We start from the raw sequence: 24172 nt of genomic DNA, 5'->3' as shown, positions 1-24172 counted from the left end.
TTTAAAACCGCATCTCCAGTTTGGGAGCGAGGGTATACATGCCTGCTCCAATCGCAACGATTACGAAGGAGATAATCTGGGAGGTTGAAAATACTCCAAGACTTCCTCTGTAATCTGCGCGGAAAAATTCGATGATAAATCTTCCGACACCGTAAAGGATAAGGTACATCGATGCCGTTCTTCCCTTTACATCAGTCTTGCCGGAATACCATATAAGGAAAAGACCTATAAGGAAATCGCCGGCAGAGGACATAAGCTGTGTAGGAATCAGCTGTACTCCGTTGGGTGCAAAGTCCGAGTGTGTAAATACTACATGAAAAGGACTTGTGGTCTCTGCGCCATAGCAGCAGCCAGCGCAGAAGCATCCGATTCTTCCAAAGCCCTGTGCAATCGCAACAGCCGGCATTACCACATCAAAGTATCTTAAGAATTCCTCGTGCCTTGTTTTCACATAGATAAGGCTGGTTAGGGTTCCTCCGATTATTCCTCCGTATACGACATAGCCGTTTGCAAAATCCCATAGTATAGAAGGATTTTTGAGTATATTCGGGAATTCCACAATATAAAACAGAAGCCTGCATCCAAGCAGGCCTCCGATAATTGCGCAGTAGAAAATACCATAAATGATATCCTCAGACAGGCCCTTCTTTTTTCCCCTTTTCAGTACAATCATGAGCGCTGCAAGAAATCCTACAGCTATCATAAGGCCGTACATATGTAATGTAACAGGACCTATCTTAATATCATTAAACATAATTCCTCATTTCCGGTATTGATCTAAAGCAATTATTTTTTCATCACTTTATCAATCGCTGCGATCACCTTATCCTCATCAAGAGGTTTGGTGATAAACTCAATTGCGCCATTCTCCAGCGACTCTTTGACCTTTTCATTCTGCCCTGCGGCAGTAATCATAACAACCTTTGCATCCGGGTATGACTTGTGGATCAGCTTCAAGCCCTCAATACCATCCATAACCGGCATGGTAATATCCATCGTAACAATGTCGGGATTGTATTTGCCGTAGTCGTTAAACCCTTCCTGCCCATTCGTAGCTTCAGCAACAACAACATGCCCGTTTCTCTCAAGCATATCCTTTAAAACACGTCTGGATGTTCTGGAATCATCAACTATAAGAATGTTTGCCATGGCCCCTCTCCTCTATAAAACATTACTTAACAGTAACATTACCGCCTAACGCAACAACAAGAAGTCCCTGTGCACCGCAGCAGTAAACCGGCATAACTCTGACCTGGTCTCCCGCAATCTCACCAAACTTTGTTATAAAGTAAGGCGGATCGAGATCAATCTTCTTGCCCTTTTTACTTCTGTCGGTAGCATACAAACCATTTATACAATTGATCAGCTCACACATTGCATCAAGCGCATCTTCCTCGGTCTCAATGAATTCCTCCTTGGTATAGCCCTTCGCCATTTTCTGAAGTTCCTCATTTTTCCCGACAAGCGCCACCGTAGCACTGATATCGCCGGAGAATACCTGGTAAGCAATACACTCACCCTTAACATTCCCGGCAGTATATGCATTATCTATTGCAAGATGAGCATCCACAAGTCTGTAGATATTCTTTATTCCATATCTGAAAATATCATTATATTCGGTATCATCCGTACCTGTAAAAATCGGTACAATGAAATCGACATCACAATTCTTAAGCGCTGTCATCTGTTCATCCGACATCTGCTTTTCCTGCTGATACTCTTTCAAAATAGCATCAACATCCTCAAGCGTCATATGCCCTTTCTCCACAATCGCCGACGTGAAGGTAAGAAACTCGTTACCCTGAAGAGAAAGAAGATATCCAAGCTGCATCTCGGTCAGATAACCTCTCTCCACCGCAAGATCACCAAAACGTTTATCCATTGTCGCCTGAAGAGCGTTAATCTCCTCAGCCTGAGCAACAGTCATAAGTTTCTCACTTACTGCTATAACCCCGAGCTTTGCTCGCTTTGACTCATGAATCTGGTAAACTGCAGACAACTGCTCTTTGGTAAGTCTGCCCTTCTCAAGCAGATATTTTCCCATGATTCGATCAAACATAACACCCCTCCATGTTCTGTAAAGAATCAAGCAAAATTAAGTTATATACATGATACCACAATTCGTACCTTCAAGGTACATATTAGTCTTGCTCTTCGTCAGTGTTTTTCGAAGCTATTCCCTTTCCGCTCATAGCAGACTGGATAGCTGCCTCTGTCTCGGAAAGCTTTTTCTTTGCGGGCTTACTGCCGCCCTTCTTAGCTTCTGCAGCCTGGCCCACAAGGTGAAGCGCAAGCATTCTCTCTCTCGGGATCATTATCTTCTCGCCGGCGGGATTGATAATAACTCCGGCCTTATCTCCCACAAACTTGAGAATATCTGCAAACCCAAATACAGCTCCTCTGTATTCGGTGTTTCTGAACATCTTTGAAAACTCGATTCCGTCAGTGAAAACCGGAAGGAAGTGCTTTTCATCAGTACTCTTGATCTCAGGGAAACGAATCTTGGTGTCTGCGGTAAACTTGAATCTTCCGTCATCAAGCACCTCGACAGGTCCCTCATGCTGCATGGGAACGATATACTTGGCAGCCTGTGCAGCAGTTGCCATGCGCATCTCCTTGACCTTAAGCACTTCTTCTCTCTTTTCATACTTAACGGGCCATCTCGCCTCTCCGAGGAAATCGAGGATTGCAAATACAAGCGCAGGGTTCTTGGGTGATTTGTCACCGTTTCCGCCCCAGTCATCGGGTGCTGCAACGATCTCGTTTCTCTTAAAGTGTGCTCTGTAATATCCGTTATCCACGATGAAATTCTCGATTCCGAGATAGTACAGATAATCGAAGAAGGTTCTTCTCTCACTGGCTGACTCGGCTTCATTGTCTGCCTTGCAGGGACGAACGGCTAGCTGTCTGAACTGCTTTGCAAATACTTTTACAGCTTCCTCAGCGTACTCTTCACTTGAATAGATATTTATGTATCCGTGATCGATGAAGGGATAGCCTGTAGTCTTATCAAAAAGAACATACAGAGTTCTCGCATCGCGAACTCTTCCGAGTATCTCGTTGTAAACCTTCCTGTGATTAGCTTCGTAGCCCGGAAGGGGAGCGACCTTATTGAATTTCTCCTGCACAGTCAGAAGGAACAAAAGCTCCTGAAGAGAGAAAAACTTTATGGTCTCGGGATTTAAATCCTCTTCATATACAAGCTCTCCGATCTCATCCTTTCGCTCATCGGTAAGAGGATCCTCGAAGGAAACCTCTTCCATTCCCTCTGTCTTTACGGGATTGAGCTTTCCGGGAGTCGGCCATCCGAGCTCCTTATGCTTTTCCTTAAGCTCGGAAATCGCCTGCTCTTTTCTCTCAGCTTCCTGCTGCTCTAAGAGTGCCTCTTCCTCTTCTTTATTTTTCTTACCACCTAAAAAATTAAAAATGCCCATTAAAAATCTCCGTTCTCAAAAAATGTCCTTGAAAATCCAATGAGGTAATCCACATCAAGTACGCCTGCCGTCTCATAGGGAGAATGCATAGCTAGCTGCGCCATACCTATATCCACTGTTCTAACCGCAACCTGTGTACCCGAAATATTGCCGAGAGTTGAACCTCCTGCCACATCGGATCTGTTGGTAAAGGTCTGATAAGGAACCTTTGCCTTTTCGCAAACCATCTTACAGATAGCTCCCGATACCGCATCCGTTGTATACTTCTGATTTGCATTGTACTTAATTACGATGCCCTTGTTCATCTGAGGTCTGTTGACCGGATCCGCTTTCTCCGCATAATTGGGATGAACCGCATGCGCGTTGTCCGCAGATACCATGAAGCTGTTTGCTATAGAAACAAGATAATCCTCTCTTGTCTTTGAAAAGCTGTCATTTATCCTTTCAAGAGTATCCTTAAGGAATGTGGAAGCTGCACCTTGTCTTGTGGTACTTCCAACCTCCTCGTTATCAAATACAACATGCATTATAACATTCTTTTTGTTCTCAGCGCTCATAAATCCTTCAAAAGAACCATAACAGCACTCAAGGTCATCAAGTCTTCCGGCTGACACATATTCTTCGGAAGCTCCCCAGACACTGGGTTCTACTCTGTTATAGAGGAAAAGGTCATGCGATACGATATCATTCTCCTTAACGCCTGCTGCCTTTGCAATAACAGACATGAACTTGTCCTTGCTCTTTTCATCTCCGAAAATCGGAAGCATGTCCTTTTGTGCATTGAATTTGTGACCATCGTTTGCTTCTCTGTCCATGTGGATTGCAAGAGAAGGAAGCATCACAAGATCCCTATCAACATTCACAAGCTTTGATTCCACGCCTATGGAACCTGCAGATTTTCTTACCATAACTCTTCCAGCAACGGAGAGCGGTCTGTCAAACCAGGGTGCACAGAGCATTCCGCCATACTTTTCAACATTGAGAGTTACATAAGCTCCGACTGCATCGATCTCGGGATTCTCCTTGATTTTGAAGGAGGGTGAATCGCTGTGACTTGCGATCATGTAAAAGCCCTTGTAATCGCTCTTTGGAAGTTTGAATGAAATAATGGAAGATTCGCTTCTTGTCACAAAATATTTTCCGCCTTTTTTAAGCTTCCACTTTTCATTCTCGGACAGCTCAGTAAAACCGTCTGAGAGAAGTCTCTCCTTGAGCTCTGCTACCGCATGAAAAGCGGTGGGACTTTTCTTAATAAAATCCGTCAATCCTTTTACTGTTTTTTTCATAACTTACTACCTTCTTATTTTCCTGTTCTTATTCTATCCTGAAGTCCTTTATAGAACTCTGACATTCTTTCTGTATTGAGGCTCTTTCCGCCGCGAAGTACCGGTCTCTTGAACCTGAAATTCTTAATATTGTTAAGCAGATACTTCTGTCTGAAGTCCAACGATTCTGCCGCTGTGGAAATAGCTTCCATCGCTCTTTGTGGAACCATAGATATTGCTTCCTTGGCCTTGGCGGGAGTTGATGCCGCAGTCATATAGACACCCTCCATCTTATCATCAAACTGAGCCATAGCGCCTTCTACGATATCCAAAAGATGTATCAAACTCGAAACCGTAAGCACAAGGTCCGCCGCAAGATAAGCCATAAGTAAAAGCGCCACAATCTCTGCAACAAATGGATGAATCATAGCCTTTATGTTTTCCGAAAACGGAAGAACAAATCTTGTAACAAGTATTCCGGCTACTCCAAAGCCCAGGGTCGCCGGAACGCATACACGTCCGTTGATGTTGAGCGGAATATCATTGTATTCCCACCAGACTGCGTGGAATCTCTTCTCGAGAAAATATGATGTGCTGTATTCAAGCACGACACTTCCAAGTGCGCAGATCACGAATATTTTCCAGAGAGGGATCATGTTGTAGGGTATTCCTCTGAAAAAGGGAAGATACCCGAATACCACTTCACACGCTACAGCACCTGTACCATAAATCGGACACAAGGGCCCAAAGAGAAACCCTCTGTTTCTCCAGTGTCCTTCCTTGACTGTGCAGTAGATACACTCATATATCCATCCAACGAAGCTGTATATCATAAACTCAATAAATAGCTTACTTATCAGCATAAATCATGCTCCTAAATCTTTTTTCCGTATTTACAGATATCCTTAAGACAACAGGATGTACACTGCGGTCTTCTGGCAATGCAGACTGCCCTTCCGTGCCAAACAAATCTGTGGCAAAGGCTGTTGCCCTCTTCGGGAGGTACGATTTTCCACAGTTCTTTCTCAACCTTGGCAGGATCCTTTATGTCATTCACCAGGCCTATCATGTTGGAAAGCCTTATGCAATGAGTATCCGTGACAATCGCCGGTTTTCCGAAAACATCTCCGAGCACAAGGTTAGCACTCTTTCTGCCTACTCCGGGAAGTGCAAGAAGCTCCTCCATATTGTCCGGCACGTTGTCGTTATACTTCTCGTGAAGAACCTTCATACACGCACTGATATCCCTCGCCTTGGACTTGCCGAGTCCGCAGGGACGAACTATCTCTTCTATCTCATCAGGATCCGCAGCTGCAAGAGCCTCCACTGTCGGGAATTTTGCATATAAAAGAGGTGTAGTCTGATCGACTCTGGCATCTGTACACTGCGCAGCAAGCCTTACGCTCACAAGAAGCTGCCAGGCTTCGCTGTAATCAAGGGTGCAGTCCGCATCGGGATATTCTTTTTTCAGTCTCTCTATGACCTCAAGTGCCAACTGTTTTTTATTCATATCAAACCTGCTAAAAGGGTATGCACAAGAAAGTCCGAAAAGCAACAGCCTCCCGGACTTTTTTCATTACTCTTCTGATAAATTGCCCTGCTCAAGTGCGCTGTTCATAAGTTTAAGCAGCTCGAGCGTACTTCTGAAATGTACAGTCTTTTTCTTCTCAGACCAAAGTACCTGCCCCTGCCAGGAACTGTTCTGCCTGAATTTCACCTGTACAAGGAATGTTGCCTTCTCACCTCTGTAGGTCTTAAGGCTTCTTATCGGCTCTCTCTTTCTTATAGAATTGGGATTGTGATAATCCCTCGTCTTATCCTTCTGTCCGAAGGTTCTGTAGGAGGTCGTGCGCTGAGGAAAATCCCAGTTATCATAGAGCCTGTCCATCAGCATGACCATCTCATAGCCGCTGTTAAAAGTGAGCGGTTCCTCCTCGTAGGGTGTCCATAGAACTCCGTTTATATCTCTCTCGGATGCCTCATTGACACATACACAGATTAAATTTTTTCCATAAATACGTGATTCTGAATCAGTCATTTTTTAAGTCTCTTGTCCCTTTTTATTTTTAGAGCTGCCATCAGTACAACCGCAGCTGCAAATACTATTATATGCCTTTCCATACCGGTGCTGTCGTCCGTGGCGCCTCTTCTTGCTCCAAGAACGTTCTTCTTATTCCCGGTATTTGTGGGATTGGCGATATCGACAGTTACCGAGCCTCTCTTAGCTCCTAGAACATTCGGGTCGTTCACACCCGCATTAGCGGTATCCGCGGGAGCAGCTTCAGCAGGATTTATATTTGCCCCGGCCTGCTCGCCTGATGCACTCTGTCCACTTGCAGGAGCGCTTTGTGCATTACTTGCAGTATTCTGCGCCTCCCCCGAACTACTTGTATCTTCGGAAGAAGTACTGTCGTTATCATCGTCATCGTAATACTTAGGTTCCTCGTTTATAGCCACATCATCGGGCTTTTTAACCTTCAGAACTCCGGGAACCTTTTCTATGTCATAATTATCGGCAAGCGTGCCGTCATTAAGCTTATAAGTAAAGTAGTTGTAACTCTCGCCTATTTCCTTCTGCTTACCGGTAAACTCATAGGTTGCGCCTTCGCCCTCTGCAAAACCGTCACCCGATACAGTAACCTTGTGCTTCTTTAATGTCTTATTATTGTACTTTTTCTTTGCACTTGCAGAAGTAAGTACCACATACCTTTTCTCTATGGTGAACTTTCCGGGCTTAAACTCGAATCGGAACTGGCTTGTTACATCATTGCCTTCCGCATCCCTTACAACAGGTGAGCCGGTGATATCCACTGAATACTCTCCGGCGTTCTTACCTGCAGCGGATGCTGCAATTCCTGTCACATTAAAAGTCGAATCACCTATAGTAACAGTAATAACCTGGGACGGATCTCCTGTCCCGTTTACCTGAAAATCGGAACTGCTTCTGCCCTCAAGGACATACCCTGATACGCTCTGCAGACTGCCGTTGTACTTCACCGTGCTGCTGCCGGCCTCAACGGTAATTATGTACTTCTGATCTTCAGTTCTCTCTACAACCGAAATATCTCCGAACACTCTGGAAATATTGTAGTTATCAAAATCAGTGCCGTCTTTAGGTGTTATGGTGAACTCATTTATACCGGTTCCTATTGCGGTCCTGCTGCCCGTAAAGGAATAGTAAGCCCCTTCTCCACTGACCCATCCGGTCTCCTCAGCAAGAGGTGTTTCACCGTTTTCCAAAGGCTTCCCGTCATAGGTTTTCAAAAGATTCATGGACCTTAGCGTGACGTCCTTCTTAGTAATGACAGCTGCATTAACTGTAAGCGACGCCGGCGTGATTACCGTGCCCGCGCTATTAGTGACGGTGATCCCTGTGAGGTCAGTGATTGTAAAGCTACTGTCCTTCACATTTTTGGCTGTAACCGTAACTGTTGCAGCTGTGCCCGAACCTGCTATGGTGTAGCTATTGCCCTGTTCATCACTCGCCGATCCGGCAAGGCTCACAGTAACAGTATGCTCCGCTCCGTCATAAACAAACGTAGCATCAGGTGTACCCTGCACCGTAAGAGAAGACACATTCTCACCTGTCTCGGAAAGCGGTGTGGGCTCGGGAACTGTAAAGATTTCCGCAGCCTCTTCACCGTTGTCTTCGGACGCTCCGTCAGGTTTCTCGGACAGCGTCGCAGGATCAGTATCCTGAACTGTTTCAGGTTCCTGTACTATTTCAGGTATCTGCACTGCCTCAGGTATCTGCGTCATATCAGAATTATCGGATATCTCAAATGAATCCCCTGATGACACCTCCTGTGCGCATACGGATAAAGAATCCGCCATGTTCACATTTATGGCAGCCGCCATAACGCTGACAGCAACTACCGTGTTACAAATCTTTTTGAAAAAAATCCCCTTCAAAACGTAACCCTCTGCATAAAGAAAAAAAACAAATACTAAAACACTTTAATTTTAAAGGTTTTTAGCCCTAAAAGCAACCTCAAGGGCTTCTTTCATTCTTTTTTCTCGCGATTTTTCTCAATAGCCTCCAGGCGCATTTCCTCGGTCACCTTAATGCTCTCATCCCAGGACTCATAGCGCTTGTCACCTCTGTGATCTTCTATCTTGTCGCCATGCCTGCCAAGAAGTTCTCCGGCAAAATATTCCGTAAACTTACAACTGCCCTCATAGTTAAGATGCGAATAGTCGTTGAAATCCTTATCAAAATCAAGTCCTATCTCGTCATAGGAATAATTCATGTCAAGAAACTCAATTCCGTTCTGCTCTGCGATCTCAGCGATATCCTCATAGGTCTGTAAATCCTTTTCATCGATGATATACGGAGCAACAATAAAAAGCATTGTGATATTATTTTTCTTTGCAAGACCTATTATTTTTTCCAGATATTTTTTCTGTTTATCCGTAAGTCCTGGAGCCTCTATCTCTTCCAGAACAGGTCGAACCTGAGGCTTTACCGCGCAGTAGGGAGTGTAGCCCTTAAAGCTTGCAAGGTTTTCCTTTCCGAAAAGACAGTCATAGTCCTCCTTGGTCAGATCCTCGTACCTGCCATGATAAGTGAAAAAGTCCGGATAATAATCGTCCATTCTCCCCACCGCACAGCTGCTCACAAAGAGAGCCAGCTTATTTATCGATGGCTTTAGTCCCTGCAGATTTTCATATAAAAAGTCGTACTGGTAGTCATCCTTATAGCGGCTGACTGAGTAAAAATCCATCACAGCTACCTTGGGCTTCTGGGTTTTCAGAGCTTCCTTAAAGTAGTAATAGGTCTGCCACATAGTCTGCTCTGCTGCGCTGTAATCGTAAGCGGCCATCCCATATTTTTCCCACAAAAGCGCTGTGTTAACGTCGCAGTGGATATGGCTTGAACCGAGCATCAGCACATCTATGGAATCCTTTGGCTGAGCATAAAAGCTCCTCGCCTGATCTATTCCGTGTATAGATTTTTCGGAAAGCAGCCTGTCCAGTCCTATCATGGTCATGATAAAAAGGATACAGAATGCTGCATAGGTTAATATTTTTTTCATAAAAACTCCTTAAGGAAGTTCTGCTCTCACTTCGTTCGCCAGAACAAGCCAAAACACTATGTTCAAAAAGACTTCACCAAGTGTTTTGGCTTAGAAATCCATGTACATAAAGCCGATTACCTGTTCCTTCGGGCCGTAAACTCCGTATACAAGAAGAAGCACCAGAAGAACATAGAACACTAAAAGTCTTACAGGAAGTGCCTTCTCGGTTATCAGCTCCGGAAGGTCTTTTTCCTTAACACTTGAATATACATCCATCACAATCAGGACAACTATTGCAATGAGCATTATCCAAAGCTGGTAACTGCTCATCTCAAGGAGTTCCATCTCCTTTGCCCACGAATAATCTATCTCTGTTCCGAGGAACATGTACTTTATGTAGCGAAGCGCACTGCTAAGGCTCCCTGAGCCAAACAGAACCCACGCAAGTGATACGCTGCAAAAGGTCAGCACTCTTCTTACAATCTGCATAAACTTTGCATCCCACACGTGGAGCCTTGCAAGTATATCATCGACAACTGAAAGGAAGCCGTGCGCAAGTCCCCAGGCCACAAAGTTCAGACCGTTCCCGTGCCAGAGGCCGCATACCAGAAATACTATGACTGTATTTAAGTGCTTTCTGAAAACGCCCTTCCTATTTCCGCCAAGCGGAATATAGATGTAATCCTTAAGCCAGTTACTGAGCGAGATATGCCATCTTCGCCAAAAATCCGACATGCTCTTTGCCGTGTAAGGCGCCTTGAAATTCTGTGTCAGCTTTATTCCAAAGAGTTTCGCAAAGCCGATTGCGATTGAGGAATACCCTGCAAAATCTGTATATATCTGCAAAGTGTACATGAGGCTTCCCGCAATCAGAGCGCCTCTGGAATGAAAATCGGGATTTCCGATAAGTATATCTGTATATTTTGCAAATCTGTTTGCAAGAAGCAGCTTTAAACAAAAGCCGTAAAGAATGTATGAAAAAGCTCCGGTAATGTTCGCCTCATTTAAAAACTTACCGGTCACAGCCTTCTCTTTTTGCGCAAAGAAGTCCTCCGCCCTCTCTATGGGACCGCTGATAAACTTCATGTAAAGCGACTGATAAACTATAAAATCTATGGGATTCGGAAAATGTTCCACCTTTCCCTTATTTACATCAACTATGAAACTGATAGATTGGAAAATATAATAAGAAAATCCAAGAGGCAGCAGCATCCACGAAAGACTTCCGGGGAGCTTTTCTCTTGAACTAAGCAGATCGCCAAGCTTAAAAGCAGACAGAGAAAGCACGCAAACAAGCACTCCCACTACTGTGAGCGCCTTTGTAAGCCTTCTGTTTTCTTCTCTTTTTTTGTGGATTATAGCGCCTAAAATATAGACAAATGCTGAAGTTACGAGCAACACCATCGCAGCAAATCTGCTGAGGTGTGCCACATAAAAAAGACTTACCAGTGCAAGCACCGGCGGCCTTAATTTAGGAGGCGCCAGATAAAAGAGCACCAGCGTGCCTACCAAAAACACAAGTGTTGTAAACTCGAATGTCATTCAGTCCCCCTACTGTTTTTTCTTCTTCGATTTCTTTTGGGAAGGCTTCTTGCCGGAAGTTTTCTTATTGGAAGGCTTTTTAGCTACGCTGTAGCCAAACTTTCCAAGCTTTTTCCCAAGATCAAAATACTCGCCGTGAGAATAGGTTATCAGGTCAGCTTTACCAAGGTCAAAGCGTCCCTTGTCGTCCATGTACTTATCGTCCACGTCGACACACATAACCTCTGCAACAAACATGTCATGGCTTCCGAGCTCAAGAATCTGTTTAACCTTACACTCAATGTTTACAGGGCTCTCGGCAATACCGGGCGCACTTATCTTATTGGATTTTTGCGGAGTAAGTTTCATCTCCTTAAATTTATCGTAGTCTCTTCCCGATCTGACACCGCACCAGTCGGTGGCTTTAAGGAGCTCCTTGTTTGTCAGATTAACCACAAACTCACCGGTCTCCTTGATTATATCGTAAGAGTATCTCTCTTTTCTAACAGAAATTGAAAGCATGGCCGGAGAACTGCATACATTCCCAACCCACGCGGCAGTTATGATATTCGGGACCTCGCCTTCTCTCCCACAGCTCACCATCACTGCAGGAATGGGATAGAGCATATTCCCGGGTTGCCATACTACTTTTGCCATACAAACTCCATTCTATCTAAGCGTCAATTTGACGTTTTTACCTATGATCTCATCTATATTACTGATCGTTGCAAAGCAGTTAAAATCTGCGAGAATATCGCGGATCTGCCTAAGCTCATACTGGCTGACAACAACATACAGGGCCTTGTTCTCACCGCCGATATATCCTTCGGTATTCCACTCGGTACAGGTTCTTCCAAGCTCCTGATAGATACGATTTTTTATCGCATCGACATCATCATGTGTGAAAATAAGGCATGCTCTCTGTGCGTCAAAGCCTTCCTCAACTCTCGTCATAACGACTGATACCAGCACGTAAGTAAGAATCGAGTAAAGCCCTCTGTTCCATCCGTAAATGAAACCTACGATCAGGTACAAAACAATATTAAAGCACAGAACCTGTTTTCCGATAGACATATGAATCTTGGGACTTAGTATCGAAGCCACAATCTCCGTGCCGTCCAGGCAGCCGCCATGCCGAAGTATGATGCCGACTCCAACACCGAGGATAAGTCCACCGAACGTCACCGCAAGAAGATAGTCCTCTGTCACAGCAGGCGTAGTCTCAAAGAATGCCACAGCTATCGCAAATACCGTCATCGCATAGATGGACCTTATTACAAAATGGTGTCCCTTTTTCTTCCAGCCGAATATCAGAAACGGAACGTTTAACACCCAGGTCAGAATACTCAGCTTAAAGCCCGTGAAATTTGCTGTGATCATGGATACGCCGACTATTCCGCCATCGAAGATCCTGTTTGGTGCAAGGAAATCCTCGATCGAAAAAGCCGCAATGGTCGCACCTATCGCGATCAGAATATAGCTTATTATCTTCTCTGAAAGCGTCGCATTGTATAACCTGTTAGCTCGTGTCATACGCACCTCAAATCAAAGTCCACTCGTTCTTACAATGAAGCAATATCCTTAAGATTTAAAATCTTCAACCTTCTTTATTATATCAGTATTTTTCTTCTCTATGTCAGAGAGCATATCATTTCCGAACTTATCGAACTCATCGGGATCGAAACGTCCCACATACCAGGCTTTGCTATCAAAATAACTCTGGAGCTCGGGATCCTGGAAGCGTCTTCCGTATCTTGCATAAATTTCGTTTCTGGCAATTCGAAGTTCCTCGGCTGTAAAGCCCATAAGCTCGCTCTCTGTGTAAAGCCTTGTGCTGCTTTCCGGAAGAATATAATCATTATTCGGCATCTGGTCAGCGCCGTCCATTCCGGGATCCGCTGCTGCGTTTATATCTGCCTGCAAACCGGTATCTGCAGGCTGCGCTGTTGCATCACCCGAGCCGGAACCTTTAAGGAAATCGTCGACATTTCCTGATCCTGCAGCCTCGCCTTCAGCCTGAGCTGTCTGTTCCTGGACGTCTGTCTGAACCGCCTCGTCACCGGCTTCTCCGGAATCATTTCCTCCCAAAGGAATCGCTGATAAGAGACCGTCATCTGCTTCCTCTCCGTTTACCTCTGCTGCTGTCTCCTCAGCCTGCGCAGCATCCTTACTCTTTGTAAAATGAAGAACCGCCAGCACACCTGCTCCTATTCCAAGAACCAGGCAAAGCGTCACAACTGCAGCAAACAAGGGCAGGTTTGACTTTTTCTTCTGCAGACCATCTCCCATATAAAAGTCATTAGACGCCTCTGCCAGTTTTTTTCCACACTTGGGACAAAATGCTGCCGAATCATCAATCTGTGCTCCGCAATATTTACAAAACATACTTTTTCCCTCTACATATAAAATAAAATCAAATTATTCAGCTACAGTACTCTCATATGAATAGTTTTCAACATACTGTGTTACAAGCTTATTGAACATGGTATCTGTATTATCATAACCTCGGAATGAGTAGCTGTAGGTTCCCCACCATCCGTCGTTTATGCCTGTATCGAATGAGAAGCTGTCGGAAGGTGTATCATAATTATTCAGATCAAAAGAGAGTGTTCCGTCATCAAGCTTCATCACATTCTTAAATCTGGTGAAATAGTAAAAGCTGATTTCATTATAATATCCCTCTTCGGGTATTGAAACACTGGCATTAACCTTATACACAAGGTTGACATAGTTCTTGTCATACATCTCTGTACCGGGCTTTTCCGCAAGGAAATATGCTCCGATATAATCCGCACTAAGAAGCTTAACTACCTCGTTGTTCCAGCTCTGGGCAGCGTAGGCCTTGAGTGCATCCTGTGCCTGCGCATTCATCTTGGCAAGTGTATCCTGATCAAGCTCACTCATCGCTGTTATATAGGAACTCAGACCTTCTACAGTGTAGGTCTTCTCTGTAGGGCTCGGAATTTTCCCATAGTTCTCCACAAAGTAGTCCATGCTATCACTGCCATAGGATGAGCTGACGGAAAGAGTTACCTCGTCGCCGTTACTAAGCCCGTCTCTCTTGTCAAAATTGTATGAGAGTGCGCTATACTCACCACCTGAAGAATTGAGAGTATATTCAGCGCGTCCATCGGGTGCTATACCTGTGAAGGACACGGTAATGCCTTCAAATGGATCAAAGGTTGTGGCATCCTCAAGTCCCTTAACCTTTCCATCAATATCGCTGTACTTAAGCTTGATATTCAGGTATTTTTCCATCTGCTCTTTGTCGCTATCGGAGATGTTCCATGTAAAGGTGACCTTGTCTCCATTGGAGAGGCCTCTGTTATTATCAACAGATCCGTAAAGGCTTTCGGAAACCATCTGCGCCGGAGTATATCCGAACTGCTCGAGAAGCTTATCAAGATTTCCGGCATACTTTTTTGCCTGATCAAGTTCGCTATCGGAAAGTACTCCTTCAAGGTCCTTCATAAGAGACTTTTTGCCGCTCTTCGTAAACTTGATCTTGCTGCCGAAGTCCTTGTTGAACTTATCCTTATCTATGGTATAGGAAGCGGTTCCACAAGTGTTGTAGCCTGAGTAGGTGATCTCTACATACTTATTCAGATTTATAGTGTGTTTTCTTACCGAAAAGAAGAAAACCACTGCGATAACAGCCAGTACCGCTACTACTCCGATACCTATTATGGTGTTTCTCTGCTTCGCTGACTCTTTTTCTATATTGGCCATAAAATCAGGCTGCGCGGGCTGAGCCTGATTCCAGGGCTGCCCGGAAGCTGCGTTCGCATAGTCGCTGCCCGAAATTTTAGCACCGCATTTGGAGCAAAACGCAGCCCCGTCCTCAATTTGATTTCCACACTTTGCGCAAAACATAATTACTTTTCTCCCTCTATACGTGTTCCGCATGAAGTGCAGAAAACCGCATCATCGCTAAGTTGTTTGCCACAGTTGGGGCATACCTTTCCTGTAGATGCAGGCGCCTGCGCCGGCTCAGGCATAGGAAGCTTTTCGCCGCAGGCAGTACAGAAAGCAGCTTCCCTCGGAAGAAGCTTTCCGCACTTAGGGCAAAGTCTCTCGCCCTTAAGGTCCCTGATTTTTTCGTTGTTATCGAGCTTTGTCTGCTCATTCTTTTTTATCTCAGCTGCCATCTGGCAAAGGTTTGACCACAGCTCTGCAGGAAGCTCTGCAGGGCTTTTTGTATTAGCAATGTCTTCGAGACTCATCTTTTCAAAAATTGCATCGTAAAGGCTGATGCCCATCTGATTCTTAATTGTCACATTTTTCTTATCGAGGCTGTTGTTCTCGTTTGTGAGGTTAACAACGCTCGCCATATCCTTTGTCTTCTGAACCGCGTCCTGACTTCCCTTGGAAATCTTTGATCCTAACTCTTCAAAAAATGCCATTTTTAAATATCCTCCCAAAATTATTCCGTAACTTCCGTTCCGCACTTTGAACAGAATCTTGAATCGCCATCCATCTCAGCCCCGCAATTCGGGCATGTCTTCTTAAGCTTGGTTCCGCACTTCAAACAGAACATGTCACCGCCCTTAACATCCGCACCACAGGTCGGACATTTCGATTTTGATCCAAAGCCGTTATACTGCATCTGCGCAGGATTTCCGCCTGTTGCTGCAAGCTCAATCTGCTGCTGAAGTGAAGCGTTTGACTGGAACAGACACATGAATGTGATCACACAGTGTATCACCATGAACAGCATCAGAAGAATCATCCATCCTGTCATCTCTGATTCACAGTAATTTTCCTTTGCCTCTTTATCTACTCCATTGAAATAGCTTACCCATGCAATAAAATTGATGAAATTCAAAACCTTGATTACTATGATTGTCTTCTTATTAGCTCTTGTCTGCGCAAGGCACAGCAGCACCAGACATGTAATAGGAAGAATCAGCATAAGGATTCCCGCTATATGTCCATCGATCTTTTGCCCCAGAACTTCAAATCCGAAGGTGATCTTGCTTGCACTGATTTTAACGGTCTCGCCGCTGCAGGATACCAACATGGTTGGCATGAAAAACAGCAGAATGAAACATGCATTCAGAAATCTTAAAATGTTCCCCTTTGTGAGTTTTAACTCGATTTTTTCGTCCATTATTTTGTCCCCTTTTCTTACGTAATAATTTTTATTGTATCACTTAGAGTTTCCAGTTCATATAGTTAATACACGGCTAGTGGGATCACTAAGCTGATCAATTTTCCTGTAACAAATGAGATAGCCGTTTTGCAGAACATCCTCTGTCTTTTCCTTGTCCTTGGACATCATCTGGATGTACGCAAATATCTTCTATCACTTGTCCTGAATTATCTTCATCCAAACTATATCCCATATCCAATTTATCTAGTATTTCCCATCTTTCCTTTTCTGATGACATAAAATCACCTCTTTCTATTTTTATGAATCAGTTTAAATCCATATTCATCAGATAATTCTTTTGGATTACTAAGAAGTCTCATAACCTCCTGGTTTAATGCATCCTCAACCTGATAGCTTTTTATCCCTGAATTATTCTTAATAATTTCCGCCCTCATACGAACCATATGAGCGTATAGCCTGCGCCTTGACATCACATCCACATTATTATTTACAAGGATGAAGATATCTGAAGTGTTCCCAACGGCCAAAATGGCACTAATCGAATCATTTCCATAAAAAAGTCTTACATCCTGAAATGAAAAAATCTGGTTATTAGGATGATTATGTACAATAATCACACGCCCAATTTTATATAAAAGACCACTTTCGGCTTAATAAAAGGGTCAATGGTTGCTTTAGATACGGTTTAAATGTACCTATTATTTCCTAAGTGATGAATTGTCATTGATAAGAAAATCTCTTACCATGTCTATTCCACCCATACCAGAATCTACACCATCAAGATTAAGAACATCCTTCAGTCTATTATGGTTATTAAATTCAATTTTTCCTATAAGCCAGGATGAAAAATCAAATCTGTTAATCACCTCCTGTCTCATCTTATTCGCGTTTAGTTCTGTCATATAATCATTTGATGTTTTGAATTCTTTTAATTTCTCTTCTTCTGAAAGTTCATCATTAGCCAGCAAATCAGAAATCCTAAGAAATTCTTCATCCATCAGCTTATCAAATTCATTCTTACTCTCAGCAGCCGCTACATATCGAGAGGACATCTCATCGACAGTTTCCTTATTTTTATCAATTAAATCGAAAGCTCTGTCAATCAGTTGCTCGTCTGCAGTTTTACCGGTTTCATCGAATTCCAATGCGTTATCATCCTTATTCTCATCAGATTCAGTTTTTTTGTTTTCCTCTTCTTCATCTTCATCATCGACATCAAGGGTCTCTTTTAGTATGTCAATAATTCGCTGTTTTTCATTTTCATCCTGCTTAGCCTTTGCTATAAACTGAGCATTTTTATTGTGCTCATCCTCGAGTCCCTGTGCATCCAACTTCTTTTGCATATCAGAATACATATTAAGACGTGCCTCGAAGTTTTCCTTCAAACCTTTGAGAATAGCTTCAAATTCATCTTTCGTGATAATATGTGTTTTATTATACACGTATCGTTCAGATGTAATCTTCTGAAGATTATCATTGATAAACTCTTTATCAACATCTGTCAGCTCTTCACCGCTTTCGATTTTGTTTGACAGTCTGTCGGCCTCTCCGATTTGCTTCCAGGTCTCTTCAATATTGATCTTTATTTCCTTACGCTTATCTTCACGAAGTTTTTTAGCAAGTTCTCTACCATCTTTTGAAATATCCACAGTAGCAGACTTTTCAACATCCATGATTGGCAAATCATTTTTCTTATGAGAACGTGACTTGGATTTAGAATCAGGAATTCCTACGATATGCTGCTTAATATTAGAATCCATTTTTATGGAAAGATTAGTTGCTTTAATGTTCATATCCCAATACCTCCGTGTAAGCGAGACATAATCATAGCCAACCTCCATGTTCGACTAAGATAGTGATAATGTTCCATTAAGGTTATCGGCAAAAAATTTAATAACTTAGCCCCTTCAAAAAAATTTTATTCGTTGTATACTAGCTTTTTCACTTTTCTCCTTTTCGATTCTTTTTCATCCTTTTCCAAACTATTTGAAATGTCGGTAGGTTTTCGGTAGGTTTTTCGCTTTTCTACCATCAATCGGAGAAAACAATTAGTGAGAATAAAAATCCCTCAAAGTCAGACATTTTCTAGCTTTGAGGGACTCTTTTTTTCGAGCTGGCAACGGGAATCGGACCCGTGACCTCCGCACTACCAATGCGACGCACTACCGACTGTGCTATGCCAGCAATCCGTGACTTTCGCAAGTCACAAAGGTTATTTTAACAAGCAGTTAGTAGCTTGTCAACATGCATTTTTCAACAAGATTTCTCACATAAGTTCAGTCATGATAGTCCTGTAGATGTTCTGGTTTTTCTTCTTCCAGTTCTCGCAGATTGTCTCTGCCATATCCTCCGTGATTGCGGGGACATGAAGCTCTACCAATATTTCTCCGAACTCCGCTGCGGAGAGGTATGTCATGTACTCATTTTCTCCGGTCTTCTTGTAATAGGCACCAATGGAAGTCTCGTCGCGCATCTTGAGCCCGTTTTCCCGGAAAAATGTATCAATCTGCTCCCTGATTGAGGGATTGATGCGGTTGCCGAAAAAGTCCAGTGTCTCACTTCCTGCATCGGTGAGTTTCAGGAATGTCCTGCTGCCCTCGATGTTCTCGGTGATGAGCTCAGACTCCGCAAGCTCGCCGAATACTTCCTGTAGGGTGAGAAAATTCGTGTACTCTTTTTCCAGTATAAAGTCATAAATCTGTGCCTTGCTGAGGCGTCCGTCGGATTTTCTCAGCATGTAGAGCACGATCATTTTGTATAAGGTTAGGTATTGTGAACTCATGGTGCCCTCATCCGTCAGCTTCGCTGACACCTTCTCCCAGAGGGAGAAGGCTAATTTTATTCCGTCATCTTCTCTCAGAGATAATTTCAATATTCTCTCAGAGACAATTTCAATATTCTCCCTCTGGGAGAAGGCAAATTATTGTTAGAAATTCACCCCGACAATGTCTCTGGCGAAAGCGATGTGTTCCTCCCGCTGCGGGGTATCCATGTATTTAAATACGTCGTACGATAATTTGTGTCCGCCGCCCGTGGTGCAAAGTCCCATGGCGAGGCCGTCGTGTGCGATCTCCTCAGGAGCATCGGTCTGTCTGGAAAACATGATCGCGTGAAGGTTACCGTTCGCCGCAACCTTGCTGTAGGCGTAGGCGATAGCTGCTGCCTGGAGTGCATCACCCTTAGTGGAAGTATAACCCACTTCGCTAAGAATTATTGAGCGAACACTCCCATTATACAACATCGCTTCACTGCTCATGTAATTTGTGAGGACACCTATGTTTTTCATTGTGATAAAAGATGTGTCCGCGGAGTCGGTCACAAGCTTGTGTCCGTTCCAGAACGCCACGTCAGTCAGCGGCACAGTGTAAGGGTGCTGAGCAAGTCCCCAGCCGATGTCGCCGTAGCTTCTAAGTGAAGCCGCAAAGCTGTCAAGAAGGTCTCTTCCGTCGTAGTCGGGATTGTCCTTCATGTTTCTGTCCCACTGCTGGTCGAGCGAGATGTATACATGTGCGCCGGCATTGTTGCTCTTAATCGCATTGTAGAATACTCTGAATGCCCTTGCGTAGGCAGAAGCGTATGTTCCAAGGTCGGTGGACGCCATGTAATTCCACTCTTTTCGCGCATTGACTTCGTTTCCGATAATCCACATCGCAACATTGCCATGTCCGGAACCTGAATATCTCTCAGCCAGGAATGATCCGATGGCTGCAAGCGCGTTGACGCCCGCCTCGTCGGAGGCATTGAACATATAATAAGGCGCCGTGGATCCGCTTCTCGCATTGGGATGAGTCACCTCAGGAAAAGTGGAGGGCGATACGTTATTAAGTATGATCGCAGCAACATCCACACCCTTCGAATTGAGGGTTGTGAACAGATAATCGTATTCGTGGAGAATTGCTCCGTTAAAATAGTAGGTCACACCGTTGTAGGTGTAAGCGACGGAACCTCCCGCACTTGTTGCAAGGAGTCTGTTCAGCGGAATATTGTAAGTTGCATAATTAACTCCGAGGTCGCCAACGGCATCCAGATGAGAAGGATCAACCAAAAGTCCCTTCTTAGAGCTGTGCTGCAATCCACCGTAATTATGCGATGCAACCGCCTCCGGATTTGTGATATAGCTTGCATGGGAAACCGGTTTAAACTCGTCGTCCTTTTTCACAGCAATGAAAAACTTCCTATACAATCTGGAGTTCGCAGCAGCCTTGTTCAACGCTGCCTTAAGTGTAACTTCGCTGTCCTTATATATCTTCGAGATTGGCTCCGCATCTGTGCTAAAGCCGTCTTCATACATTGCTGCATCGAACAAATAATAGTACTTATCGTCGGAAGTAGGAATTCCCTCAGCTGTGCCTGTTACCTCAACTCCGCCGCTCTCTCCTATGATGCAGCTGTCGAGTTTAACATACTCTGCAAGCTGATCGTCGGGTACGTCCACCGTAGCCGGTCTCTCGCCGAGTGCTCGCTTAACCTTATCACCTGAATTTGTTATGGCTTTCAGAATGTCCTCGTCAAGGTAGCTCCTTTCCTTGGGTGTCTCCTTAACTTCCGTTACCGGTTTTTCCTCGGTGGTCACTACCACCTCTTCCTTCTTATCAAAAGCGCCTTCCGTATATAACAGTATCCCTACCACAAAAAGAACCGCCAGTACTGAGCCTATCAGCACAGCCAGCGTTCCTTTTCTTGAATACAGTATTTTATTATCTATAAACTCTTTTAGTTTCTTAAAGGGTTTCTTCAACTCTTACCTCTCGTTTTACATCTCTGATTTAGTTCTGCTTATTCTCGTCCGTCTGCCCGGCATCCTTTGCCTTCGTAGCTTCTGCTCCCGAATCGGAGGCGTGCTCTTTCAGGAACTTCATATGCTCCTTGATCTTCACCTCGTAGCCATTTCCGGACGGACTGTAAAATTCCTTACCGTTTAATTCATAAGGAAGATATTGCTGCTCCACATAATTGTTCGGATAGTCATGGGCATATTTGTAGCCTATCCCATGTCCGAGCTTACCTGCGGATTTGTAATGTGCATCCTGAAGATGCGATGGTATCGGGAGATTTCCCGTATTCTTCACTGTGTCCATTGCGCTGAAAATCGCCTCCACTGCGGCATTGCTCTTAGGCGCTGTCGCTATGTAACTGGCCGCCTGTGACAGGTTAATCTGACACTCCGGCATACCTATTCTCTCTGTTGCAAGAAAAGCCGCTACCGCAACCTGAAGCGCCTGCGGATCGGCATTCCCGACATCCTCGGAGGCACAGATCACCATTCTTCTTGCTATAAATTTGGGGTCCTCTCCTGCATTGAGCATCCTTGCAAGATAGTAAACCGCTGCGTCGGGATCAGATCCTCTCATACTTTTTATAAAAGCTGAAATTGTATCGTAGTGGTTGTCGCCGTCCTTATCATATCTCGCAACACGCTTCTGGATGCACTCCTCGGCAACCTCTCTCGTGATATGTATCTTACCGTCTTCACTTCGCTCTGTAGTCAGTATTCCTAGCTCAATAGCATTGAGCGCGTGTCTCGCATCCCCGCCCGCTATGTCAGCCAGAAATTCCTCTGCCTCAGGCTCCAAAACTGCATCAAAAGAGCCCATTCCATTCACAGTGTCTGTCACCGCTCTTTTCATAAGGGTCTTGATATCGTCCTCTGAAAGCGGCTGAAGTTCGAAGATAACGGATCTTGAAATAAGAGCCCCGTTCACCTCGAAGTAAGGATTCTCCGTCGTGGCTCCGATCAGAATAACCGTACCGTCCTCAACAAACGGAAGAAGGTAGTCCTGCTGTCCCTTGTTGAAGCGGTGTATCTCGTCTATGAAAAGGATGGTTTTTCTTCCAAAACCGCCTAAATTCTCTTTGGCCTTAGCCACAACCTCTTCCATGTCCTTTTTTCCTGACACGGTGGCGTTAAGCTGAACAAAATCTGCCTTGGTGGTGTTGGCAATGACCTTGGCAAGAGTCGTCTTGCCTGTTCCGGGCGGTCCGTATAAAATTATCGAGCTTATCTTATCCGCCTTGATTGCGCGGTAAAGAAGCTTGTCCTTACCGATGATGTGCTGCTGTCCGACTACCTCGTCAAGGGTCTTCGGGCGCATCCTGGCTGCAAGCGGAGACTCGCTCTTCATGTTTTTTTCACGTGCATACTCAAATAAATCCATAGTATTAGTATTCTACTATAAATGCTATAATTATTCCAACGTGCGTATAGCATTTTATAAAGCTTTTATTTTTAAATATTGAGGGAGGTTATTATGTTATTTGGAGCACTAGAAGCCGGCGGAACCAAGATGGTCTGCGCGGTCGGCAATGAAAACGGGGAGATTCTCGAACAGGTAAAATTCCCCACAGAAACACCCGAGACTACAATGCCTCAGATTTTTGAGTATTTTAAAGGAAAAGATATCAAAGCGCTCGGAATTGCGTGCTTTGGTCCAATTGATCTAAAGACGGATTCTCCCACTTACGGAAGCATTACTTCCACACCTAAGAAGGGGTGGTCCGGCTACAACATCGTTAACGCCGCTAAGGAGGCCCTTGGAATCCCGATCGGTTTTGATACTGACGTAAACGGCTCTCTTCTCGGAGAAGTTACCTGGGGCTGCGCCAAGGGGCTCTCTGATGCCATCTATCTCACCATCGGAACCGGCGTCGGCGGTGGAGTAATGTCCAACGGAAAACTGCTTCATGGCATGCTTCATCCTGAGGTTGGCCACATCCGACTTCCCATTGTGAAGGGTGATCCAGGCAAAAGTGTCTGCCCTTTCCATGACAACTGCTTTGAAGGTCTCGCTGCAGGTCCTTCAATCATGGCTCGCTGGGGCAAGCCTGCTGTAGAACTGTCCGATAAGAGCGAAGTATGGGAGATTGAAAGTGAATATATCGCCACCGCTCTTATGAGCTATGCACTTATCCTTAGCCCCAAGAAGATAATCCTCGGCGGCGGAGTAATGCATCAGGAGCAGCTCTTCCCGCTTGTTCGAAAGAAGTTCGCCGAGCTCATGAACGGCTACATCTTAACTGATGAAATGAATCATCTTGATGATTACATCGTTCCTGCCAGCCTCAACGACGACCAAGGCATCATGGGCGCGATCAAACTCGCTATTGATGCGTGCTAAGTTTAATTTTTTTATTTATCTTGAAAAAGCCTATTCCAGAATATCTCTGCAATAGGCTTTTTCATAACTTTTTTCTACTCTATTGACCATAAAGTAATTAGTATTCCAATATTTTCTCCCATAAATTGTTCAATTTAAATATATAAAAACCTCATCTGAATCATTTACCTCTAGCAAATTACTTTGAGAATTCACAATTATTACTTCCACCGCATCTATTTTTTCAGTAGTTAAATATTGCTTTCCTATTTTCTCTGCATACCTTTCAGCTTTTTTATGATTATATAAAAAATTAGGCGCTGCGCAAAGTGTTATTGTTTTTCCATATATATCTTGATGCACTTCAGTTTCATCTATTACTCTATATCCAGGGCATAAAATATAAAAACAAACTATAATCCTGAATTATTCATGACACCTTAGAACCATTCAAAAATCGCTTTGGATATTTTTTCGAAGCGCGAACGCTGAAAATGGCGCGTTCGAAAGCTGAAAAAGGGTAGACTATCCCTATAGCTTCCTGAGAATGGCTTTTTGGTTGTCAAGGTACGTTAACAGTTACTATTCCAACTGCACCTTCAGCTGCCAGATGTTATCGAAAATCTGGAATACTTCTTCTTTGTAAGGGCAGCTACTGCACAGATTGAATTTTATATATCTGCCAGAATGGATTACTTTTGTTGCAATCTTTAATAGCTTGAGTCTG

Annotated in this window: 25 protein-coding genes and 1 tRNA gene; 1 reads left to right on the top strand and 25 read right to left on the bottom strand. The window is 44.1% G+C overall.

The features are described 5' to 3' along the window. Position 1: 1 nt before the first annotated feature. From lgt to BLR42_RS10765, 24 genes are all read right to left on the bottom strand, one after another. Positions 2-754, bottom strand: a complete 753-nt coding sequence (lgt, locus tag BLR42_RS10880) for a prolipoprotein diacylglyceryl transferase (protein ID WP_091868995.1) — start codon at positions 752-754, stop codon at positions 2-4. A gap of 32 nt (positions 755-786) precedes the next feature. Further along, positions 787-1149 (bottom strand): response regulator, encoded by a 363-nt coding sequence (locus BLR42_RS10875; RefSeq protein ID WP_022762758.1) that lies wholly within the window; start codon positions 1147-1149, stop codon positions 787-789. A 22-nt stretch (positions 1150-1171) separates the two neighbouring features. Beyond that, positions 1172-2059: a chemotaxis protein CheX gene (locus BLR42_RS10870; RefSeq protein ID WP_091868993.1), complete on the bottom strand. Its 888-nt coding sequence runs from the start codon at positions 2057-2059 to the stop codon at positions 1172-1174. Between the two features lie 82 nt (positions 2060-2141). Beyond that, entirely contained in the window at positions 2142-3434 is a 1293-nt protein-coding gene (locus BLR42_RS10865; protein WP_091868991.1) for an SseB family protein, read from the bottom strand. After that, complete coding sequence (locus tag BLR42_RS10860; protein ID WP_091868989.1) at positions 3434-4720, bottom strand: M18 family aminopeptidase; 1287 nt, start codon at positions 4718-4720, stop codon at positions 3434-3436. The genes BLR42_RS10865 and BLR42_RS10860 overlap by 1 nt, the downstream gene beginning before the upstream one ends. A 14-nt stretch (positions 4721-4734) precedes the next feature. Further along, positions 4735-5562 carry a putative ABC transporter permease gene (locus BLR42_RS10855; protein ID WP_091868987.1) on the bottom strand — a complete coding sequence of 276 codons (828 nt, stop codon included), beginning with the start codon at positions 5560-5562 and terminating at the stop codon, positions 4735-4737. A gap of 11 nt (positions 5563-5573) precedes the next feature. Next, on the bottom strand, positions 5574-6209 hold the full coding sequence (gene nth, locus BLR42_RS10850; protein ID WP_026671380.1) for an endonuclease III domain-containing protein: 636 nt from the start codon (positions 6207-6209) through the stop codon (positions 5574-5576). Between the two features lie 66 nt (positions 6210-6275). Beyond that, positions 6276-6737: a hypothetical protein gene (locus tag BLR42_RS10845; RefSeq protein ID WP_091868985.1), complete on the bottom strand. Its 462-nt coding sequence runs from the start codon at positions 6735-6737 to the stop codon at positions 6276-6278. Continuing rightward, complete coding sequence (locus tag BLR42_RS10840; RefSeq protein WP_091868983.1) at positions 6734-8611, bottom strand: hypothetical protein; 1878 nt, start codon at positions 8609-8611, stop codon at positions 6734-6736. The genes BLR42_RS10845 and BLR42_RS10840 overlap by 4 nt, the downstream gene beginning before the upstream one ends. 92 nt (positions 8612-8703) lie before the next feature. After that, positions 8704-9735, bottom strand: a complete 1032-nt coding sequence (locus tag BLR42_RS10835; protein WP_091868981.1) for a hypothetical protein — start codon at positions 9733-9735, stop codon at positions 8704-8706. A gap of 90 nt (positions 9736-9825) precedes the next feature. Then, the gene (locus BLR42_RS10830) at positions 9826-11259 is read right to left on the bottom strand and encodes an MBOAT family O-acyltransferase (protein WP_091868979.1); all 1434 of its coding nucleotides are present in this window, start codon (positions 11257-11259) and stop codon (positions 9826-9828) included. A gap of 9 nt (positions 11260-11268) precedes the next feature. Then, positions 11269-11895, bottom strand: a complete 627-nt coding sequence (locus BLR42_RS10825) for a flavin reductase family protein (RefSeq protein ID WP_091868977.1) — start codon at positions 11893-11895, stop codon at positions 11269-11271. 12 nt (positions 11896-11907) lie between these two features. After that, complete coding sequence (locus BLR42_RS10820) at positions 11908-12771, bottom strand: YitT family protein (protein WP_091819833.1); 864 nt, start codon at positions 12769-12771, stop codon at positions 11908-11910. A 48-nt stretch (positions 12772-12819) separates the two neighbouring features. After that, on the bottom strand, positions 12820-13623 hold the full coding sequence (locus BLR42_RS10815; RefSeq protein WP_091869081.1) for a YARHG domain-containing protein: 804 nt from the start codon (positions 13621-13623) through the stop codon (positions 12820-12822). 33 nt (positions 13624-13656) lie between these two features. Continuing rightward, a complete protein-coding gene (locus BLR42_RS10810) occupies positions 13657-15111 on the bottom strand; it encodes a zinc ribbon domain-containing protein (protein ID WP_170832733.1) in 1455 nt (484 codons plus the stop codon). 2 nt (positions 15112-15113) lie between these two features. Then, positions 15114-15641, bottom strand: a complete 528-nt coding sequence (locus BLR42_RS10805; RefSeq protein WP_091869078.1) for a zinc ribbon domain-containing protein — start codon at positions 15639-15641, stop codon at positions 15114-15116. A gap of 20 nt (positions 15642-15661) precedes the next feature. Continuing rightward, complete coding sequence (locus BLR42_RS10800) at positions 15662-16348, bottom strand: zinc ribbon domain-containing protein (RefSeq protein WP_091868973.1); 687 nt, start codon at positions 16346-16348, stop codon at positions 15662-15664. A gap of 97 nt (positions 16349-16445) precedes the next feature. Then, the gene (locus BLR42_RS10795) at positions 16446-16628 is read right to left on the bottom strand and encodes a hypothetical protein (protein ID WP_091868971.1); all 183 of its coding nucleotides are present in this window, start codon (positions 16626-16628) and stop codon (positions 16446-16448) included. A gap of 4 nt (positions 16629-16632) precedes the next feature. Then, on the bottom strand, positions 16633-16968 hold the full coding sequence (locus BLR42_RS10790; protein WP_022760916.1) for a hypothetical protein: 336 nt from the start codon (positions 16966-16968) through the stop codon (positions 16633-16635). An 81-nt stretch (positions 16969-17049) separates the two neighbouring features. Further along, positions 17050-18144, bottom strand: a complete 1095-nt coding sequence (locus BLR42_RS10785) for a hypothetical protein (protein ID WP_091868968.1) — start codon at positions 18142-18144, stop codon at positions 17050-17052. A 318-nt stretch (positions 18145-18462) separates the two neighbouring features. After that, positions 18463-18535 (bottom strand) — tRNA-Thr (locus BLR42_RS10780). Positions 18536-18617: 82 nt separating this feature from the next. Beyond that, complete coding sequence (locus tag BLR42_RS10775) at positions 18618-19133, bottom strand: DUF4364 family protein (protein ID WP_091869076.1); 516 nt, start codon at positions 19131-19133, stop codon at positions 18618-18620. Between the two features lie 144 nt (positions 19134-19277). Beyond that, positions 19278-21089: a DUF5722 domain-containing protein gene (locus BLR42_RS10770; RefSeq protein WP_091868966.1), complete on the bottom strand. Its 1812-nt coding sequence runs from the start codon at positions 21087-21089 to the stop codon at positions 19278-19280. A gap of 28 nt (positions 21090-21117) precedes the next feature. After that, positions 21118-22506, bottom strand: coding sequence for a replication-associated recombination protein A (locus BLR42_RS10765; RefSeq protein WP_091868963.1), 1389 nt, complete (start codon positions 22504-22506; stop codon positions 21118-21120). 93 nt (positions 22507-22599) lie between these two features. Between BLR42_RS10765 and BLR42_RS10760 the strand changes: the two genes are divergently transcribed. Continuing rightward, positions 22600-23466, top strand: coding sequence for an ROK family protein (locus BLR42_RS10760; RefSeq protein ID WP_091868961.1), 867 nt, complete (start codon positions 22600-22602; stop codon positions 23464-23466). A gap of 561 nt (positions 23467-24027) precedes the next feature. On the opposite strand, the gene BLR42_RS22335 is transcribed toward BLR42_RS10760, so the two are convergent. Next, a partial coding sequence (locus BLR42_RS22335) for a transposase (protein WP_207648536.1) occupies positions 24028-24172 on the bottom strand: 145 nt, incomplete at its 5' end.

The sequence above is a fragment of the Butyrivibrio sp. INlla16 genome, from assembly GCF_900104155.1.
Classification (GTDB): domain Bacteria; phylum Bacillota; class Clostridia; order Lachnospirales; family Lachnospiraceae; genus Butyrivibrio.
Note: the sequence above shows the minus strand (reverse complement) of the source record. Positions and strands in the feature narration are given on the sequence as shown.

Bases quoted from the DNA above. Each gene is read 5' to 3' on its own strand.
- lgt (WP_091868995.1), bottom strand. From the start codon at position 754: ATGTTTAATGATATTAAGATAGGTCCTGTTACATTACATATGTACGGC.
- BLR42_RS10875 (WP_022762758.1), bottom strand. From the start codon at position 1,149: ATGGCAAACATTCTTATAGTTGATGATTCCAGAACATCCAGACGTGTT.
- BLR42_RS10870 (WP_091868993.1), bottom strand. From the start codon at position 2,059: ATGTTTGATCGAATCATGGGAAAATATCTGCTTGAGAAGGGCAGACTT.
- BLR42_RS10865 (WP_091868991.1), bottom strand. From the start codon at position 3,434: ATGGGCATTTTTAATTTTTTAGGTGGTAAGAAAAATAAAGAAGAGGAA.
- BLR42_RS10860 (WP_091868989.1), bottom strand. From the start codon at position 4,720: ATGAAAAAAACAGTAAAAGGATTGACGGATTTTATTAAGAAAAGTCCC.
- BLR42_RS10855 (WP_091868987.1), bottom strand. From the start codon at position 5,562: ATGCTGATAAGTAAGCTATTTATTGAGTTTATGATATACAGCTTCGTT.
- nth (WP_026671380.1), bottom strand. From the start codon at position 6,209: ATGAATAAAAAACAGTTGGCACTTGAGGTCATAGAGAGACTGAAAAAA.
- BLR42_RS10845 (WP_091868985.1), bottom strand. From the start codon at position 6,737: ATGACTGATTCAGAATCACGTATTTATGGAAAAAATTTAATCTGTGTA.
- BLR42_RS10835 (WP_091868981.1), bottom strand. From the start codon at position 9,735: ATGAAAAAAATATTAACCTATGCAGCATTCTGTATCCTTTTTATCATG.
- BLR42_RS10830 (WP_091868979.1), bottom strand. From the start codon at position 11,259: ATGACATTCGAGTTTACAACACTTGTGTTTTTGGTAGGCACGCTGGTG.
- BLR42_RS10825 (WP_091868977.1), bottom strand. From the start codon at position 11,895: ATGGCAAAAGTAGTATGGCAACCCGGGAATATGCTCTATCCCATTCCT.
- BLR42_RS10820 (WP_091819833.1), bottom strand. From the start codon at position 12,771: ATGACACGAGCTAACAGGTTATACAATGCGACGCTTTCAGAGAAGATA.
- BLR42_RS10815 (WP_091869081.1), bottom strand. From the start codon at position 13,623: ATGTTTTGTAAATATTGCGGAGCACAGATTGATGATTCGGCAGCATTT.
- BLR42_RS10810 (WP_170832733.1), bottom strand. From the start codon at position 15,111: ATGTTTTGCGCAAAGTGTGGAAATCAAATTGAGGACGGGGCTGCGTTT.
- BLR42_RS10805 (WP_091869078.1), bottom strand. From the start codon at position 15,641: ATGGCATTTTTTGAAGAGTTAGGATCAAAGATTTCCAAGGGAAGTCAG.
- BLR42_RS10800 (WP_091868973.1), bottom strand. From the start codon at position 16,348: ATGGACGAAAAAATCGAGTTAAAACTCACAAAGGGGAACATTTTAAGA.
- BLR42_RS10795 (WP_091868971.1), bottom strand. From the start codon at position 16,628: ATGTCATCAGAAAAGGAAAGATGGGAAATACTAGATAAATTGGATATG.
- BLR42_RS10785 (WP_091868968.1), bottom strand. From the start codon at position 18,144: ATGAACATTAAAGCAACTAATCTTTCCATAAAAATGGATTCTAATATT.
- BLR42_RS10775 (WP_091869076.1), bottom strand. From the start codon at position 19,133: ATGAGTTCACAATACCTAACCTTATACAAAATGATCGTGCTCTACATG.
- BLR42_RS10765 (WP_091868963.1), bottom strand. From the start codon at position 22,506: ATGGATTTATTTGAGTATGCACGTGAAAAAAACATGAAGAGCGAGTCT.
- BLR42_RS10760 (WP_091868961.1), top strand. From the start codon at position 22,600: ATGTTATTTGGAGCACTAGAAGCCGGCGGAACCAAGATGGTCTGCGCG.